General features: G+C 64.5%; 18 protein-coding genes and 1 tRNA gene. 9 read left to right on the top strand and 10 right to left on the bottom strand.

Annotated features, from left to right (window positions below; translation table 11 throughout):
* Positions 1 to 149: 149 nt before the first annotated feature.
* The 3 genes from V1290_RS18335 to tsaD are packed head-to-tail and all read right to left on the bottom strand — an operon-like array spanning position 150 to position 2,621.
* Positions 150 to 563 carry an EVE domain-containing protein gene (locus tag V1290_RS18335; RefSeq protein WP_334365704.1) on the bottom strand — a complete coding sequence of 138 codons (414 nt, stop codon included), beginning with the start codon at positions 561 to 563 and terminating at the stop codon, positions 150 to 152.
* Positions 564 to 565: 2 nt separating this feature from the next.
* Complete coding sequence (locus V1290_RS18330; protein ID WP_334365703.1) at positions 566 to 1,546, bottom strand: NAD(P)H-dependent glycerol-3-phosphate dehydrogenase; 981 nt, start codon at positions 1,544 to 1,546, stop codon at positions 566 to 568.
* Position 1,547: 1 nt separating this feature from the next.
* Complete coding sequence (gene tsaD / locus V1290_RS18325; RefSeq protein WP_334369082.1) at positions 1,548 to 2,621, bottom strand: tRNA (adenosine(37)-N6)-threonylcarbamoyltransferase complex transferase subunit TsaD; 1,074 nt, start codon at positions 2,619 to 2,621, stop codon at positions 1,548 to 1,550.
* A 144-nt stretch (positions 2,622 to 2,765) separates the two neighbouring features.
* Here tsaD and V1290_RS18320 point away from each other — a divergent pair, with 144 nt between their 5' ends.
* The 5 genes from V1290_RS18320 (at position 2,766) to V1290_RS18300 (ending at position 7,337) form a co-directional block, all read left to right on the top strand.
* Complete coding sequence (locus V1290_RS18320; protein WP_334365702.1) at positions 2,766 to 3,521, top strand: uroporphyrinogen-III synthase; 756 nt, start codon at positions 2,766 to 2,768, stop codon at positions 3,519 to 3,521.
* A gap of 110 nt (positions 3,522 to 3,631) precedes the next feature.
* Positions 3,632 to 4,852: a COG4223 family protein gene (locus V1290_RS18315; protein WP_334365701.1), complete on the top strand. Its 1,221-nt coding sequence runs from the start codon at positions 3,632 to 3,634 to the stop codon at positions 4,850 to 4,852.
* Between the two features lie 8 nt (positions 4,853 to 4,860).
* Positions 4,861 to 6,639, top strand: a complete 1,779-nt coding sequence (locus tag V1290_RS18310) for a heme biosynthesis protein HemY (RefSeq protein WP_334365700.1) — start codon at positions 4,861 to 4,863, stop codon at positions 6,637 to 6,639.
* A 95-nt stretch (positions 6,640 to 6,734) separates the two neighbouring features.
* A tRNA-Thr gene (locus V1290_RS18305) sits at positions 6,735 to 6,810 on the top strand.
* 122 nt (positions 6,811 to 6,932) lie between these two features.
* Positions 6,933 to 7,337 carry a hypothetical protein gene (locus V1290_RS18300; protein WP_334365699.1) on the top strand — a complete coding sequence of 135 codons (405 nt, stop codon included), beginning with the start codon at positions 6,933 to 6,935 and terminating at the stop codon, positions 7,335 to 7,337.
* Positions 7,338 to 7,412: 75 nt separating this feature from the next.
* Here V1290_RS18300 and V1290_RS18295 read toward each other — a convergent pair whose 3' ends face one another.
* On the bottom strand, positions 7,413 to 8,441 hold the full coding sequence (locus V1290_RS18295) for a polysaccharide deacetylase family protein (protein WP_334365698.1): 1,029 nt from the start codon (positions 8,439 to 8,441) through the stop codon (positions 7,413 to 7,415).
* A 208-nt stretch (positions 8,442 to 8,649) separates the two neighbouring features.
* On the opposite strand from V1290_RS18295, the gene V1290_RS18290 reads away from it, so the two are divergent.
* Complete coding sequence (locus tag V1290_RS18290) at positions 8,650 to 8,928, top strand: hypothetical protein (RefSeq protein WP_334365697.1); 279 nt, start codon at positions 8,650 to 8,652, stop codon at positions 8,926 to 8,928.
* Between the two features lie 231 nt (positions 8,929 to 9,159).
* Positions 9,160 to 9,381 (top strand): hypothetical protein, encoded by a 222-nt coding sequence (locus V1290_RS18285; RefSeq protein WP_334365696.1) that lies wholly within the window; start codon positions 9,160 to 9,162, stop codon positions 9,379 to 9,381.
* A gap of 21 nt (positions 9,382 to 9,402) precedes the next feature.
* Here the strand turns inward: V1290_RS18285 and V1290_RS18280 are convergent, their stop codons facing one another.
* The 6 genes from V1290_RS18280 to V1290_RS18255 all read right to left on the bottom strand — a co-directional run bounded on the left by V1290_RS18280 (position 9,403) and on the right by V1290_RS18255 (position 16,216).
* Positions 9,403 to 9,576 (bottom strand): hypothetical protein, encoded by a 174-nt coding sequence (locus tag V1290_RS18280; protein ID WP_334365695.1) that lies wholly within the window; start codon positions 9,574 to 9,576, stop codon positions 9,403 to 9,405.
* Positions 9,573 to 10,988, bottom strand: coding sequence for an amidase (locus tag V1290_RS18275; protein ID WP_334365694.1), 1,416 nt, complete (start codon positions 10,986 to 10,988; stop codon positions 9,573 to 9,575). The genes V1290_RS18280 and V1290_RS18275 overlap by 4 nt, the downstream gene beginning before the upstream one ends.
* 31 nt (positions 10,989 to 11,019) lie before the next feature.
* Entirely contained in the window at positions 11,020 to 12,369 is a 1,350-nt protein-coding gene (locus V1290_RS18270; RefSeq protein WP_334365693.1) for a TRAP transporter large permease, read from the bottom strand.
* Positions 12,366 to 12,971, bottom strand: a complete 606-nt coding sequence (locus V1290_RS18265; protein WP_334365692.1) for a TRAP transporter small permease subunit — start codon at positions 12,969 to 12,971, stop codon at positions 12,366 to 12,368. The genes V1290_RS18270 and V1290_RS18265 overlap by 4 nt, the downstream gene beginning before the upstream one ends.
* A 113-nt stretch (positions 12,972 to 13,084) precedes the next feature.
* Positions 13,085 to 14,206, bottom strand: a complete 1,122-nt coding sequence (locus V1290_RS18260) for a TRAP transporter substrate-binding protein (RefSeq protein WP_334365691.1) — start codon at positions 14,204 to 14,206, stop codon at positions 13,085 to 13,087.
* 318 nt (positions 14,207 to 14,524) lie between these two features.
* Positions 14,525 to 16,216, bottom strand: a complete 1,692-nt coding sequence (locus V1290_RS18255) for an MFS transporter (protein WP_334365690.1) — start codon at positions 16,214 to 16,216, stop codon at positions 14,525 to 14,527.
* Positions 16,217 to 16,390: 174 nt separating this feature from the next.
* Here V1290_RS18255 and V1290_RS18250 point away from each other — a divergent pair, with 174 nt between their 5' ends.
* Together V1290_RS18250 and V1290_RS18245 are read left to right on the top strand one after the other, a co-directional pair.
* The gene (locus V1290_RS18250) at positions 16,391 to 16,522 is read left to right on the top strand and encodes a hypothetical protein (protein WP_334365689.1); all 132 of its coding nucleotides are present in this window, start codon (positions 16,391 to 16,393) and stop codon (positions 16,520 to 16,522) included.
* 314 nt (positions 16,523 to 16,836) lie between these two features.
* Positions 16,837 to 17,286, top strand: a complete 450-nt coding sequence (locus tag V1290_RS18245; RefSeq protein WP_334365688.1) for a cupin domain-containing protein — start codon at positions 16,837 to 16,839, stop codon at positions 17,284 to 17,286.
* Positions 17,287 to 17,371 lie beyond the last annotated feature (85 nt).

Here is a 17,371-nt window from a genome sequence, read left to right as displayed (position 1 = left end):
AGCCGTAGGGTGGGCAAAGCGAAGCGTGCCCACCGTCTATCGACATCGGGATACTGAATGGTGGGCGGAGCCTGTCATCGGGCGCGCATTCGCGCGACCCGGTGGCTTTGCCCACCCTACTCAATGGCGGTCCTACGCAGTGACGCGCGCTACATCCCGCCCATCTTGCAGACCAGCTTCCACTCTTCCGCCGTGACCGGCTGCACCGACAGCCGCGAATATTTCACCAGCGCCATGCCGGCGAGCTTCTTGTCAGCCTTGATCGCGGCCATCGTCACCGGGGTCTTCAACGGCTTGTCGGCCTTGATGTCGACGCAGACGAATTTGCCGGTCTTGTCGGTCGGATCGGGATAGGCTTCCTTGATGACCTCCGCGATGCCGACGATCTCCTTGCCCTCGTTGGAATGGTAGAAGAAGGCTTTGTCGCCCTTCTTCATGTTCACCAGATTCTGCCGTGCGGTAAAATTGCGCACGCCAGTCCAGGCTTCGCCCTTTGCTCCCTTTGCGACCTGCTGGTCCCATGACCAGGCCGACGGTTCAGATTTCACCAGCCAGTACGCCATCGTCATTCCTCCGCCTTGAACGGCCGCGTCAGCAGGCCCTCGATCGCCGCGTCGATCGTCACCTTGCCGCCGAGGATCGCCGCGACCGCATTTGATACCGGCATATCGACGTTCTGCGAAGCCGCCAGTTCGATCAAGACCGGCGCGGTGAATTCGCCTTCGGCGAGCTTGTCGCGGTTCGGCGGCTCGCCGCGCCCGAGCGCGACGCCGAATGCCAAATTGCGAGACTGCGGACTGGAGCAGCTCAGGATCAGATCGCCGAGACCCGACAGGCCCGCCAGCGTTTCGCTGCGCGCGCCGCAGGCGCGGCCGAGCCGCGCGAGTTCGCTGAAGCCGCGCGTGGTCAGTGCGGCCAGCGCCGAGGCGCCGAGCTGACGGCCGACGACGATCCCGGCTGCGATCGCCAGCACGTTCTTGGCCGCGCCGCCGATCTCGACGCCGCGAACATCCGTGGTGTGATAGGGCCGGAAGGTTGATGAGCCCAGCGCCTGCACCAGACGGCTCGCCAGCTTTTCGTCCCTTGCCGCAAGCGTCACGGCGGTCGGAAGGCCTCGCGCGACGTCGTCGGCGAAGTTCGGTCCCGACAGGATCGCCGGGATTGCTTCCGGTATGGTCTCGGCAATGATCTCGGTCATGAACCGGTGGGTGCCGCGCTCGATACCCTTGGCACAGGCGACGACGGGTGTCTTTGGCTTGAGGTGCGGCGCTAGCGTCGCCGCGGCTTCGCGCAAGCTTTGCGCAGGCGTCGCAAGCAGGACGACGTCCGCGCGCGCCGCGGCAGCGATGTCGGCCGTGACGCCGATGCTGCTGTCGAGGCTCACGCCGGGTAGTTTTGGATTGTTTCGCGTCGTCTGCATCTGCGCGGCGCTTTCGGCGCTTCGCGCATAGAGCACGACCTTGCGGCCGGTGCGCACCGCGGCGCAGGCGAGCGCGGTGCCATAGGCGCCACCGCCGATTACCGCGACGGAATTGAAGGACGCCATGTCAGAATCCTGCGCGGGTGTTGGCGAAGCCGGCCGGTGCGGTTGCGTTGGCGTCGAGCAGCCAGCGCGCGCGCGGCGGCGCATCCATCGTATCGGTCAATCCCAGCGCCATCCGCTCCGCGCCGGCCCAGGCGATCATGGCGCCGTTATCGGTGCAGAGCGCAGGCGGCGGAATGATCAGCGTGGTCTGCGCCTTCGAGGCCACATCCTGCAGCGCCCCGCGAATGGCATGATTGGCGGCGACGCCACCGGCGGCGACCAACGCGCGGGGCGGGCCGAATTGCTCATGAAACAGTCGCAAGCCGACGCTCAGCCGATCTGCGGTCGATTCCAGCACCGCGGCCTGAAAACTGGCGCAGAGGTCGCTGACGTCCTGCGGCTCCAGCGGCGCCAGGCGGTTGGCCTCATTGCGAACCGCCGTCTTCAATCCCGACAGCGAGAAATTCGCATCCGGCCGGCCGAGCATCGGCCGCGGAAAGGCGAAACGTTTGGCGTCGCCACTTCCCGCCGCGCGCTCGACCTCAGGGCCGCCCGGATAGGGCAGCGACAACATCTTTGCGACCTTGTCGAAGGCTTCCCCCATCGCGTCGTCGACGGTGGTGCCGAGCCGGACATATTTGCCGACACCGACCACGGCGACGATCTGGGTGTGACCGCCGGAGGCGAGAAACAGGCAATAGGGAAAGACGAGCGCGCAAGTGAGCCGCGGCGTCAGCGCGTGCGCTTCGAGATGATTGACCGCAATCAGCGGCGTGTCATGCACCATCGCAATGGCCTTGGCGGTGGTGAGTCCGACAATCACGCCGCCGATCAGGCCGGGGCCTGCAGCGGCCGCTACCGCCGACAATTGCGCGAAGCCGACATTGGCGTCCTCCATGGCCTGGCCGACGATCCCGTCGAGCAGGTCGACATGGGCGCGCGCCGCGATCTCCGGCACCACGCCGCCGAAACGGGCGTGTTCTGAGGTCTGCGAGCGCACGATATTGGATAGAATCTTTCCGCTTCCGTCGCGCTGGCGCTCGACCACGGCGGCTGCGGTTTCATCGCAGGTGGTCTCGATACCCAGCACCAGCATCGGCTTGTCGTTGTCCAATTTGAACCCTTGTTTAGCCCTTGCGCTATCGCCAAAAACAACGCTTCCGTAACCGGGTAGCATTACGAGGTCACAACGTGCAATCGCCTGCGCGTGCCTGAAACCGGTTTGGCGGAGATCTGAAATATGGCCGTTCTCGTGACGCGACCAAGTCCGGATGATGAGATGACGGCGAAGGCCCTCCACGCGCGGGGGTTCGATGTGCTGCGCGCGCCGATGCTGCGGTTCGAGCCGGTGCCGTTCCAAGACGATGCGGACGCGGCCTATGGCGCCGTCATCGTCACCAGCGCCAACGCGCTGCGCGCCATCGCGCCCCATCTTGCCGACAGCCGGCTTCTCAAACTGCCGTTGTTCGCGGTCGGAGAAAATACCGCGGCGGCGGCCCGCGATGCGGGGTTTGGCGACGTGATCGCCTCCAGGGGCGACGCCGGCGCGTTACGCGATCTGGTGCTGGCGAACGCGAAATCGAGGCAACTGAAGAAGACGAGCCCGATCCTGTACCTTGCCGGCGCCGACCTCGCGCGCGACCTTGCCGGCGAACTCGGGGAGAAGGGTTTTACGGTGGTGACGCATACCACCTACCGGATGGTGCCCGTGCCCAGCCTGCCGCGGGAGATATCTGACGCTTTCTTGGCGCATGAGGTCGAGGCCGTGCTGCATTACTCGCGGCGTAGCGCGCGTGCGTTTCTGGAGGCGGCGCGCTTCGGCGGCGTCGAAATCTCGGCATTGGCGCTGCCGCAGTGCTGCATTTCGGCAGGCGTCGCCGCGGTGTTGCGGGACGCCGGCGCGACCCAGGTCACGACGGCGGTTTCACCGGATGAAAACGCCCTGTTCGAGGCGCTGGACCGGGCGTTGCAGGCCCGATCGGGTCCTAATCTTTAAGTCTGAGCATGGTCTTATCGGAAAACCGGTGCCGCCACGGCCGGATCATGCTCTAAGACGTCTCGATTCTGCTAAGTTCCGGCATCTAACCACCTTAAGGGAACCGCGTGATGGTCGATAACAGGCCCGAAGACACTGGATCGTTGCCCGAATCGGGGCGGCCGAAGCGTGAGCCGCCGACCATCGATCTCGATGCCTCCGAAGTATCGAGCGAGACCAAGAGTGCTGGCGAGGCGCCATCCGAGCCTGAGGCTGAACCCGCGCCCGAGGTCGCCCAAGCGCCGGTTGAGGAGGCTCCAGTTGAGGAGTCACGGGTTGCGGAGCCGCCGTCCCGGCCCGTGTCGCCCTGGGTCGTCGCGCCGGTTTCCGGCGCGGTCGCGGCGGCGCTGGTGATCGGCGTCGGCTGGATGCTGGGCTGGCCCGCGATTCAGCCGGCCTCCGTATCGCAGACCGCACAGCTCAACGCCGCCGCCATCGACGGTTTGACCGCGCAAATCGCCGGCCTCGAATCCAAGGTGGGCAAACCGGTGGCCGATCCCGCCGCGGCCGCGCGCACTGACGCACTTGAAAAATCGGTCGCGACGCTGCGCGGGGAACTCGCCACGGCGCGTACGCAAAGTGAGAAGCTGGCATCTGCCATCAACGAGGTGAAGTCGGCGCCGCGCGGCGACGGCACCGTGTCGCCTGATCTCGCCGCTTTCGCCGAACGCATCGCCAAGGTCGAGAGCCAGATGCGGGCGCAGAGCGCCGAGATCGCGCAACAAGGCAGCAAGCTTGCCGACACGACAGCCGACGCCAAACCTGCGGATGATATGCCGCTGCGCCGTGTGGTATCGGCAGCGCTGCTCGATGTGCTGGTCAGAATCGGCGATCCCTATCCGACGGCGCTCGCCGCAGCCAAGGCGCTGGCACCAAATCCCGAAGCGCTGAAGCCGCTCGATGAATTTGCCGAGAAGGGCGTGCCGCACGCCGGCAAGCTGAGCACGGAACTGTTGGCGCTGGTGCCAAAACTGTTGCCGGCCCAACAGAGCGCCGCCACCACCGGCACCGGCATCGTCGATCGTTTGCAGGCGGGCGCTGCCAAACTGGTCAAGATCGAGCGCACCGATACCGCCGGCACGGACCGCGGCGCTGTGGTGGCGCGTATCACGGCGGCTGCGCTGCGCAACGATTTCAATGAGGCGCGGCAAGAATTGAAGACGCTGGAGCCAGCCGATCGCGCCGCGGCGCAATCATGGCTTGCGTCGGCCGATGCGCGCGACGCCGCGCTGGCCGCATCCCGTCAATTTGCGACTGAGGCCATGGCTGTGCTCGCCAAACCGGCGCAATAAGGATTTCAATGGTCCGGATCATTCTGTTTCTGCTGTTGATCGCGCTCGGTGCAGCGGGCGCGGCCTGGATTGCCGAGCAGACCGGCGATGTCGTGTTGTCGTGGGGCGGCTATCGCGCACAGACCACGCTGCCGGTGTTCATGCTGGCGCTCGGCATCGTCATCGTCGCGGCGATGATGCTGTGGGCGACCCTGCGCGGCCTGTGGCGCACACCGCAACGGATCCGCCGCAATCGGCGCGAACGTCGTCAGGCCCGCGGCCGGCATGCGATCACGCAAGGCCTGCTCGCGATCGGCCATGGCGATTCCACGGCTGCCCGCATCCACGCGGACGCTGCGCGAAAGCATGCGGCGCATGATCCGCTGGCCCTGCTGCTGCACGCGCAATCGGCGCAGCTCGACGGCGACCGCGAGGGCGCGCAGCGCGCCTTCCGCGCCATGGCCGAGCGTGAAGACACGCGGCTGTTGGGCTTGCGCGGCCTGTTCATCGAGGCGCAGCGCGCCGACGATCCCGTCGCCGCCGTCATGCTCGCCGAGGAAGCACTAAAGCTGTCGCCGTCGTCGTCATGGGCATCGCACGCCGTGCTCGGCTTCTGCTGCGCCAAGGGCGACTGGGGCGGCGCGCTAAAGATCCTCGACAACAATCAATCGGCCGGGCTGATCGACAAGGCGACCTATCGCCGGCAGCGTGGCGTGCTGCTGACCGCGCGCGCGCTCGAACTGGAAAAGGTCGATCGCGACCTGGCGCGCGAGAGCGTGATGGAAGCGGTCAAGCTGGCGCCGACGCTGGTGCCCGCCGCGGTGCTGGCGAGCAAGTTCGAGAGCGAAGCGCACCAGGTGCGGCGCTCGATGCGGCTTGTCGAGACGGCGTGGCTGGCGCAGCCGCATCCGGATCTGGCCGATGCCTATGCCCATGTGAAGTTGGGGGATTCCGCGCGGCAACGGCTGGTGCGGGTGGAGACGCTGGCAGCGAAAGTGCCTGGTCACATCGAGGGCGCGCTGGCGATCGCGCGCGCTGCGATCGATGCGTCTGAGTTTACCAAGGCACGCGAGGCGCTGGCGCCCTTCATCGCTCAGCCGACGCAGCGGGTCGCGCTGTTGATGGCCGAGATCGAGCGCACCGAGCACGGCGATAGTGGCCGTGCGCGCGCGTGGACCTTGCGCGCGGTGCGCGCGCTGCACGATCCGGCCTGGACCGCGGACGGCTATGTCAGTGATCGCTGGCGGCCGGTCTCCCCCGTCACCGGGCGGCTCGATGCCTTCCAGTGGCAGACGCCGGTCGCGGCGCTGCCGTCCGACAAGGCGAGCACGATCGAATCCTCCCCGTTCGAGGAAGCCATGTTGGCAACGCCGCGCCGTGCCGTGGTGATTGCACCGCCCGAGGCCGTGGACGAGCAGCCCGCCGAGCCCGCCGCCCCGGTTACGCCCGAAACGCCCGCGGCACCGGCCGCGCAGGACAATGTGCCGCCACCCGCGGCTGCCGCCGAAGTGCCTCCCGCCGAGGCTCCCCGCCCCGAAGCAGCCACCATTCTTCCGACGCCGGAGCCAGCCCCGCCCAAGCCGGCCGAACCGGTACCAAGCCAGCCGGCCCCGCTGTTCCGTTCGCGGCAGGATATTCCAAAGACGGTTCCGGCCTCGATTCCCGCCGTAATCCCCCTCATTCGAGCCCCGGACGACCCTGGTATCGACGAGGACGGCCCGGCGGACGAATTCGCGGAACAACTCGCCCCGCCCAAGGCCCAGGCCGGCGGCTGGCGGGGATTTTTGTCACGTTGGGGCGGCAGCTAGCGTTTCGGAGGCCTAGCGTTTTTCTTGCCAATCGGGGCGCTCCCCGATATCAGGTGCGGGCGTTCGCGGCTAACGCCCGGACGCCGCTTCGGTCCGCCGCAATAGCTCAGTTGGTAGAGCACGTCATTCGTAATGACGGGGTCACAGGTTCGAGTCCTGTTTGCGGCACCACGCTTTTCCGAAATTCTCAGAACTCGTCAGGCACGCTCACAACTCCGTTGCGTGACCTGTCTCACATAAAGCACCGCCTGTCCGGCCTAGTCTCCGCCTCGACCTCAAGGGGAGACACCGACATGCGTAAGCTCATTCTCATCGCAGGATTCGTTCTGGCGTCCGCTGCTGCTCAGGCTGGGGATCGGAGCTTGTCGCTGGGTGGCATCGAGCGGGCGTCCGCGAAGGCCGTCGATGCACCGAAAACCGCTGAAGTCCCGCAGCCGCCGGAACCGCCGAAATATGTCGAGCGGCCGGCGATCGAGCCCAAGGCCGAGACTCCGAAGGCTGAGACATCGAAGGCCGAGGCACCCAAGGTGGCGGCAAAGGTTCAACAGCCGGCCGCTGAGCGGTCGAGAGCCGAGCGCGGGAGGCCCGTTGCCCGGAGAACGGCGTTCATGTCGAGAAACATGAAGCCGCGCCGCAGGCACCACTGGATCGAAGCGCGCATCGTCCGCGAGCTGCATCGCCACGGGATCTACTGGTAAACACTGCCAAAGCAAAACGCGCCCCTCGGGATTACTCCGAGGGGCGCGTTTTGCGTGACGCTTGAGCCTATCGGCTTACTGCGAAACCGTCTGCACCACGCTGCTGATCGGGCGGCTGGCGACCGCAGGCATTTTCTGGTCCTTCACCAGCATCGCGTCGTATTCGGGCAGGGTTTCGAGCTGCTCCTTGGCCTTCATCTGCACGACCTTGTAGCCGCCGGCTTTGAGGCGGCGCAGCAGCGTCGGCAAAGCCAGTGCGGTATTTTTCTGCAGATCGTGCATCAGGATGACGCCCTTGCCCTGCTTGTCGAGCTTGGTCATGACGTTCTGGATCACCTGGTCCGGACCCGACGATTTGAAGTCGTTGGAATCGACATCAACTGAAAACATCGAGATGTTGCGCGAGGCGAGATAGCCGAGCGCGGCCTGCGTGTGCGCGAGCCCCGGGAAGCGGAAGAACGGCGCGGGTGCCGTTCCCAGCGCCATCTTCACGGCGCTAAAGCCCTTCTCGATCTCCTCTCTCACCTGCGGCTCGGTCAGCTTCTTGCCGTCGAGATGGGCGTGCGACCAGGTATGCGAGCCGATGGTGTGGCCGGCGGTCGCGACCTGCTTGAGAATCTCGGGATGATAAGTCGTGTGCTTGCCGACCGGGAAGAACAGGGCCTTGGTGCATTCATCCGATAGCGCCTTGAGCACAGCGGGCGTGGTCGGCCACGGGCCGTCGTCGAAGGTCAGCACGACCTCCTTCTCAGTCAGGAAGTCGAACTGCTTGTATTGCAGGAAGCCGAAGCCGGGGCCGCCGGTGGTGTCGATCACGACGGTGCGGCTGACGCCGAGTGCGTCGGGATTGGCGCAGGCCGATCGCATCGGCTGGGCTGCGGGAATGGGCGCGGGGGCAGGGGTCGGCTTCGAGAGCGAGCCCGTGGTCTCGACGTCGTCCCTCAGTGCGGGCCTGGCTGCGGCGGGCGCCGGCTCGGCCGCACGGGCGGCAACGGTTTGGGGTGCAACCGCGTCGGCCCGCGGCGAGGAGGTCCAGAACCAAACGCCGGTGATCACCAGCGCCGTCACTACACTGGCCAGCATCAGGCCCAACGCATTACGCATCGCTACTCTTTCCACATACTCGGGGTACACACACGCAACGGGCCATTAATGCCAACAATGTCTTAACGTCTCGCGAACAAGCGCCGGTTAGGACAAGGAAATGAGGGTGTTATGCGCGAGTGAGGTCAGTCACAGTCGCCCCGCGGTTCCGAGCGCATGCTCCTGCCATCAACAACGGGCTCGCCTGCCGAGCCAACAGGAGCCGACAATGACCGCAGTGTTCTTCAATGCCGTTCGCAAGGTCAGTCTAGTGCTGGCCTTGACCGCCTCGTTCGCCGCTGCTTCGTCGACCGCGAGCTTCGCCTTCACCTCTGAGCAGCAGCAGATGTGCACCGGCGACGCATTCCGCCTCTGCAGCTCGGAAATCCCGAATATTCCGAAAATCACCGCCTGCATGATCAAGCATCGCGCCGACCTGAGCGCGGGCTGCCGCACCGTGATGGATCGCGATCTCGCGGCGAAGAAGGGCAAGCTCGCCGCGCAATAGTCGGCCCTCCGGCTTCCGGGAACGCTTGCGGCGATGCGACGCAGGCGTTTTTCGTTTTGCGGCGTTCACAACGCGAACGAGGCATTTCACCGTTCACAAATGCGTGCGGCCGGGATTCTGGCGCGCTGGATTCCTGTTTGACGCGTTTTCCTGACGCGGACCGGTTCCAACCTCGCCAGAAAACGCTATAGAGCGCGCTGATCGCGTTTCCCGGCTACGAAGGCATAACAAATGACCAAGATCCTTTTCGTCATTCCGCTGATCCTGATGGCCTCAAGCGTGTCGGCACAAACACAAAAAAGAGAGGGGCATGACGAGTGCGCGCGCGACGTCTCGCGGTATTGCCGGGCGCAGATGCAGGATGGTGATCAGGTCATTCTGGCCTGCCTGAAGCAGAACCGCTCACGGATCAGCAAGGCCTGCCAGCGGAAGCTAGCGGGCGCCGGGCAGTAGAAGGCGCCGGGCGGCCGCGATCTATCCCGCTCCGTTTCCGTTGGCGCGCAGCGATTGGTAGAAATCGTAGATCAGCAGCGCCATCACCAACACGCAGATGATGATCAGCGGCACTGCCTTGATCCACCAGAGCAGGATGCCGAGAAAAGCGCAGACACCGGCGAGGCCGATCAGTCCGGTGATCAAATTCGTCATCTGTCGCTCCTTGTTTTCGCGCGACGCGCACTGGTCTTAGCACGGGTCTTGGCACCGGTTTTGGCAGGCGCGGCTCTGTCGCGGCCGCCTTTTCCGAGAGTTTTGACTAGCCAGTTGGCCGTCCGCAGGAGCCGCGCATCGTTGCCGCGGCGCCCAATCAACTGAACGCCAATGGGCAGGCCGCTGTCCGATTGCAGCAGCGGCAGCGTCACCGCCGGCGTGCCGAGATAGGTCCACATCGAGCAGAACACGGGGTTGCCGGTACTGTCGAGGCCGCGCGGCGCCGGGCCCGGTGCAGACGGGGTCAGAATCGCGTCGTATTCGCCAAACACGCCGTCGAGCGTCGCGTTGAGCGGCGCGCTGCCGGCCAAGGCGCGTGTGTAGTCGACGGCCGGAACCTGGCGCCCGCGCTCGATCAGCGCGCGCAGTACCTGGCTTAGGGATTCGCCGCCCTGCTCGAAATCGCGATGCAGGTTGTGCGCCATCTCCACTTCCATGACGGTGCGGTGCATGTCGACAGCGCGGTCGAAACTCGGGCCGATCTCGACCTCGGAAACTTGCTCGCCCAGCACTTCCACCAATTCGGCAAACGCCTCCGTCGTCACCTGCTCGACATGCTTCCACGCGGGCGAGCGCACGAAGGCGAACCGCGGCGGAAATGGCGGCTCGCTTGCCGCCATTTCGACAAAGCGGGGAGGGGCAAGAGGGCGCGTATCCGGATCTTCCTCGTCGAAACCCGCAAGCGTCTGTGCCAGCAGTGCTGCGTCGTCGACCGATCGCGCAAACACGCCGACATGATCGAGTGCCCGCGATAGCAGTAGCGCGCCACTCCGTGGAATGAGACCGTGTGTCGGCTTGAAGCCAACCACCCCGCAGAAGGCAGCAGGGCGGATCACGGACCCGTTGGTCTGCGAGCCGATGGCGCCCGGCACCATCAGCGCCGCAACCGCCGCGGCGGAGCCCGACGACGATCCGCCCGGCGTGTGAGCCGGGTTGTGCGGATTTCGGGTCTTGCCGGGATTGAAATAGGCATACTCGGTCGTCACCGTCTTGCCGAGGATCACGGCCCCTGCGGCCCGCAGGCGCGCCACCGCCGTCGCGTCGCGGCGCGGCGTGCGTCCGGCCCACAGGCTGGATCCGAACTCCGTCGGCATGTCGCCGGTATCGAAGATGTCCTTGATGCCCAGCGGCACGCCATGCAGCGGGCCTGTGGCCTTGCCCTGCTTGCGATGGTCGTCGGCGGCCTCGGCCTGCCGCATCGCGTAGTCGCGATCGAGGAATGCCCACGCCTCGATGTCGCGATCGGCCTCGTCGATGCGTTTCAAACAGTCGGCGACAAGCTCCGCTGAGCTGAGCCGGCCGTCGCGGATGCCGGCCGCCGCTTCCGCAAGCCCGAGCGCATTGAGGCTCATGCGCATCCTTTCAGCGCTTTACCGGGCCGGCTCACCGCGATCCATAGAGATAGCTGGGCAGCCACAACGCAATTTCCGGGAAGATGTAGACGAGCGCCATGGTGAGGAAGACCAGGCCGACAAAGGGAAGCGCGCCGGAGAAGATGTCGGTGAGCTTCACTTGCGGCGGCGCCACGCCCTTCAAATAGAAGGCGGCCATCGCGACGGGCGGCGTATTGAACGCAGTCTGTGTGTTCAATGCGACCAGGATGCCGAAGAAGATTGGATCGATGCCATACTGGGGAAGTAGCGGCAGGAAGATCGGCACGAAGATGATGATGATCTCGGTCCATTCCAGCGGCCAGCCGAGCAGGAAGATGATGATCTGGGTCAGCAGCAGGAACTGCACCGGTGACAGATTCAGCGAGGTGAAGAATTGCTCGACCACCGACTGTCCGCCAAGGACGGCAAATACCGCGGAGAACGTCCATGAGCCGATGAACAGGTAGCAGACCATCGCGGTCGCGCGCACGGTCAGATACACCGACTCGCGCATCATCGTGTAGTTGAGCGAGCGATAGGCCGCTGCCAGAACGATGCTCATGAGAGCGCCTACCGCCGCCGCTTCGGACGGCGTCGCCAAGCCGAACAGGATGGCGCCGAGCACGGCGACGATGAGGAGCGCCAGCGGCAGGAATGACGTGGCGAGCGCCCAGATCACCGTGCTGAGAGGCACATTGGTCTGCTCGGGCGGCAGCTTCGGCGCCAGCGCGGGATTGATGATCGCCCGCGCCATCGCGTAGAGGACATAGAACAAGGCCAGCAAGAACCCCGGAAAGAATGCGGCCGCATAGAGCTTGACCGCCGAAACGCCGGCGGTCGCTGCATAGACGATCAGGAGAATGCTCGGCGGAATCAGGATGCCGAGGCAGCCGCCGGCGCAGACCACGCCAGCCGACAGCTTGGTGTCGTAACCCGCGCGCAGCATCGCCGGCAATGCCAGCAGGCCCATCAGCGTGACAACGGCGCCGACGATCCCGGTGGCGGTCGCGAACATTGCGCAGGTGATGAGCGTGGCCACCGCGAGCGCGCCGGGCACGTTCTTCATCGACAATTGCAGCGAGTGGAACAGGCGGTCGAGAATATTGGCGCGTTCGACCAGATAGCCCATGAAGAGAAACAGCGGCACCGCGACCAGCACGTCGCTGGACGTGACCTCGAACGTCTTCTGCACCAGCAGCGTGAAGATGCGGTTCTGGAAGAACTCCTGACCGGGCGTGTAGTACGCGTAGTAGCCGAACGAGACGCCCATCGCCATCAGCGTGAAGGCGATCGGGAAGCCGAGCATGATGATGAAGATGAAAAGCCCCAGCATCAACATGCCGAGTTGAGGGTCGGTCATGCGCCCGCCCCCCTCTCGCTTGGCTCCGCTGCTGCCTGCTGCTGTTGATGCTCGCGGATGATCAGGCTTTCGGTCTCCTCAACGTCGTGCAGGCGTTGCGGCCATCGGCCGGTGCGGATGCACAGCACGCAGCGGATCACTTCAGCGAGCCCCTGCAGAAACAAAAGGAAGCCGGTGATCGGGATCAGCGCTTTCAGCGGAAACACCGGCACGCCGGCCGGACTGAAGATGCTGACTTCGCGGAAGCGCACCGACATATCGGCATAATTCCAGCCCGAATACATCAATGCCGCAATCGCCGGCAGGAAGAACAGAATGTAAAGAATGAGATCCATCGTCGCCTGCGTGCGCGGCGACCAGAGGCGGTAGACCACGTCGGCGCGCACATGGCCGTTGCGCGACAGCGTATAGGCGCCGGCCATCAGGAACATCGCGCCATAGGTGATGTAGCTGATGTCGAACGCCCAGGTGGTCGGCGCACGCAGCACGTAGCGCATGAACACCTCGTAGCTGACACCGAGCGTGAGGACGAGAATCAGCCAGGCGAACGCCTTGCCGACCCATGTGCTGAGTTCATCGATGAAAAACAGAAATTTCTTCATGCGAGTTGAGCTCGCGGTAAATCGCACATCCGGATGTCCCCCAGTTGCTGGCTGAGCGGCGCGTCAACCGCGCCGCCCATTATTCGTACCGCCGATCAAGCGCTGCGAGCTCGTCAGACCTTGAGCACACCCGGGAAGTGATGCTCGAAGGCGCCACGATAATCCGTCGCGTTGGTCATGTTGTAGTAAACCACGCGGCGCACCCATGCCTTCTGCGAGTCCATCACCTTCTTCATGAATGGATCCGACCCGAGCTGGGCGATCAAGCCGTCCCATGCCTTGATCTGCGCATCGAATACGGACTTCGGCGTCCGCTGGACGTTGACCTTGTCCTTGTTGATCAGCTCCTGCAGGTCCTTGGAGTAATAGTCCATCCCCTTCCATTCGTTGGCGGAGGAGACTGCCTCTGCAGCATACTGCAGGATCGCCTTCTGCTCGGCCGCCAGCGCATTGTATTTCGTGCGGTTGAACATGATCTCGAAATATTCCGTCGCCTGATGGTGGCTGCCTAACATGTAGTTCTTGGCGACGTCCTGCGCGCCGAAGCGCCTGTCCGATGTCGGGTTGTTGAACTCGAATCCATCGATCACGCCGCGCTCCATGGCCGGCACGATTTCGCCGCCCGGAAGCTGCGCGACAGAGGCGCCCATCACCTGGAACAAGTCGGCAGCCAGACCCACGGTGCGGTACTTGAGCCCCTTCAGGTCGGCATCACTGGTGATCGGCTTTTTGAACCAGCCGAGCGGCTGGGTCGGCATCGGCATTGCGAAGAAGCTCTTGATATTGACCTTCATGATCTGGGTCTGGAGTTCTTCGAACAGCTCCTTGCCACCGCCGTTGTGAATCCAGCCAAGACCCTCGTTGGCATTAAAGCCGAACACCGGCCCGGTGCCGAACAGCGATGCGGCCTTGTGCTTGCCGTACCAGTAGACGGTCACCGTATGGGCCGCGTCGATCTGGCCGCCATGCACGCCGTCGAATACCTGGAACGGATGCACAACCGAACCGCCCACCAGATAGTCAATACGCAGCCGGCCTCCCGCCATCTCGTTGACGCGCTTCACATAATCTTCGGCCATCTCGTTGAAGACGTCGGCCTTGCCCCACGAGCCCTGCATCTTCAAGGTCGCCGTCTGCGCCCGGCTGACTTGTGGCATCGCAATCGCCGCACCGCCGGCGGCCGCGGCCGTCAGGAAACGGCGCCGCGTCGTTTTTGTATCGCTACGCTTGCTCATGAGCTCCTCCCGGTTGAGATGTCGCCCGCTGTCGCCGCAGGCTTGTTTGTCTCAACGACAAGTCAAAGGCTTGCGCGGCATTTTGGCAAGCGGGAAGTGCGCGGGCTCGTTATGAATCGCTCAATTGGCAGGGTAACGTTGCTATCTCGCAGGCGCGAAGCAGGACCTGTTCGCGTTCGGCGGCGCACCGACGTCTTGCACTTTAGTCGCAGGAAATCGGTGGCGCGGTGTCGGCGGTACGCTGAATCAAGTTGGGCTGATTTATTCCCGCGCCATTTCTGCGCCCAATGGCCGCGGCGCGTCGCCCTTATCGATGGATCAGGTGCTGCTGCCGGCTGCGGTCGCGACCACCGGCAAGACCTCGTTGGCGGCGCGGTCGGGGGTATCTTCCTTCCAGCGGACCGAGCCGAACGGCCGCTCCAGCATGCGGCGGACGCGGATCGGCTCCGGCCCGAGGTGAAAGTCGATCGCGCGCTGGTGCAGGGCGCGCTCGGACTGCGTCGCACGGTTACGCTGGCGCAGATAATCGAGCCAGGTCGGGCAATGGTAGCGCTCGGTCCATAATTCGGGGTCGCCGATGTCGCGCGCGATCGACCAGCCATAGGCGCCGTTGCGCTGGCGGCTGAGCTGCACTTCCTGCATCACATTGTGAAACGCGCGCGCGTTATCCTGCGCGACGCGATATTCGATCTCGACCACCAGCGGTCCGCTGCGCCCCGTGAGCGACAGCCGCACCTCGGGATCGGCAAGCAGTTCGGTGGCATCCTCGTTGCGCGCGCCGACCGGCGGCATGCGCAGCCAGATGCCGAGCAGGGGCGAGATCAGCATCAGGCCAGCCGAAACCAATAGCGCAATCTCCACGCCGGCGAGGTCGGTGAGGTGTCCCCAGCCCCAGCTTCCGACCGCAATGCCGCCGGCGATCGACGCCTGGAAAGCCGCCAGCGAGCGGCCCGCAACCCAGCGCGGCGCTGAGAGCTGCACGCCGATATTGAACAGGGCGACCGCCAGCATCCACACCGCGCCAGCGAGCACGAGCGCAATCGCCGTCAGGACCGCGTTGGTGCTCAGGGCGACCGCCGCGATCGCGCCGGCCATCGATATCGCGCAGGCGCGTACTGCGGCCTCGCCGCTCATGCGCCGCCGTACCTCGCCGATATTCAGCGCGCCGAACACCGCGCCCATGCCGAAGGCCCCGAGCATGATGCCGTAGGTTTGCGCGCCGCCATGCAGGAGATCGCGGGCGACCAGCGGCATCAGCGCCGAGACCGAGCCGCCAATGATGCCGGTGACCAGCGTGCGCGTCAGCACGATCTTGATCGACGGCGAATTAGTGATGTAGCGCACGCCGGAGACCATGGCGCGGTTGAGCCGTTCGCGCGGCAGGCGCGACGGCTCGTTGGCGCGATTCCACAGAAACATCACCACCATCAGCGGCAGATACAGCACCGCATTGACGGCAAACGCCGCCACGGCGCCTGATGTGGCGACTACGATGCCGCCGATCGCCGGACCGAAGCTGCGCGCAATGTTGTAGCTGATGCCGTTGAGTGCGACCGCCGCCGGCAGCGTCTCCGCCGGCACCTGCTCGGTCACCGAGGCCTGCCAGGCCGGCCCGAACAGCGCCATGCCGCTGCCGACGACGAAGCACAGCGCCAGGAGGATATTCGGCGTAACGAGGCCGAGCCACGCCAGCACCGTGAGCGCGGTTGCGCCGACAAGCGCGATGCCGAGCGAGACCAGCGCGACGATTCGGCGGTCGTGCATATCGGCGATGGCGCCGGCCGGCATCGAGATCAGCATGATCGGCAGCATCAGCGCGGTCTGCACCAGCGCGACCTTGTCGGCCGAAGCAGTCATCTGCGTCATCGCCCAGGCCGCGCCGACGCCTTGGATCAAAATCCCCAGGTTGGAAACGAGGCTGGCGAGCCAGATGCGCCGGAACACCGCGTGCCGCAACGGCGCTGCGATGCCATCTGTCGCAAGACGCGAGCGTTTCGGCTGGTCGGTCATGATCGGTTCCGTTGGCGTTCTGTCACCGGCTTGATTCCATTCGAATGTAAAGTGATGCCTGCGAAACCCCTGGCCTGTCCAGTCGAAGCAGCACTATCGGCGGTGCTATCGCACAACTAAGGTATTGAAAAGCAACGGAAGGTTTCGGAATGCGGCTGTCGCGGCGGTTGGTGCTTGGGCGCTGATGCCGATCTCTTGCTCTACGCCGCCCCTGCAGAGAAGGAGCGCCGGTTGATCAGCCAGCGCACCACGGAAGCGCTCGCAGTAAAGAAGGCGGAAGGACTCAAGGGCAGTGTCGGGCCCTGACCTGCAATAAGGTTCCAGCGGGCTCCGAACGATGCTCATGGCCATCGCTTTCGCGATGCGCGGCAAATTGCGCATAGAACGCGTGCTTGGGGTTGATATCATTCCAGTTAATCATTGAATGTGACCCCAAAGCGGGACACGCCATGACGATTGGAATTGAGCGGTTCCGCGACGCGCGCGAACAGCGGCTCGACCAGATGCGACGTAATCATTCGGAGAAGACGACAACAGCTATCCGCTGCGGGCGTTGCGAGCCTGGCGCATGATCCTGTCTGCTCTCATGGGGGCCGCATTCGCAACCAGGAGGACATTCCATGACGCCCACGCGTTTTGTTTCAACTGCTGGCAAGCTGGCCGCAATCTGGCTCGTGGCCGCAGCCGCGACAGTACGTGCCCAGGACAGTGCGCTGCCGGCCGGGTTCAAGACCCAGCCGCTGCTGAAAACGGGTCAAACTCGAGACAAGCAGCCGATTGCCTATCCGAAGACAGACAAGCCAGAGATCATCTCCGTTATTGGGATCATCGAGCCAGGCGGCCGCACGCCATTGCATGAGCACCCGGTACCGACCTACGTGTACGTCCTAGAGGGCGAGGTAGAGTTGCAGAGTCACGGCGGACAGCCGCATCAATACAAAGCCGGCGAAGCGTACATCGAGGCTCTCAATCACCTGCACCAGCTTTTCAATAAGGGCAATGTTCCGGCTAAGGTCCTGGTAGTCTTCGCCGGCGAGGAGGGAAAACCCACAACCGTAGCGGCGAAATAGCCGCTTGTCGTGGCGACATGATCCGCTTCCGCAATTCAATTCAGCCGCCGACGTGGGTGGCTGATTGAATCGGGCGCAGACTTAC

The sequence above is a fragment of the Bradyrhizobium sp. AZCC 1578 genome, from assembly GCF_036924675.1.
Lineage (GTDB): Bacteria > Pseudomonadota > Alphaproteobacteria > Rhizobiales > Xanthobacteraceae > Bradyrhizobium.
Note: the sequence above shows the minus strand (reverse complement) of the source record. Positions and strands in the feature narration are given on the sequence as shown.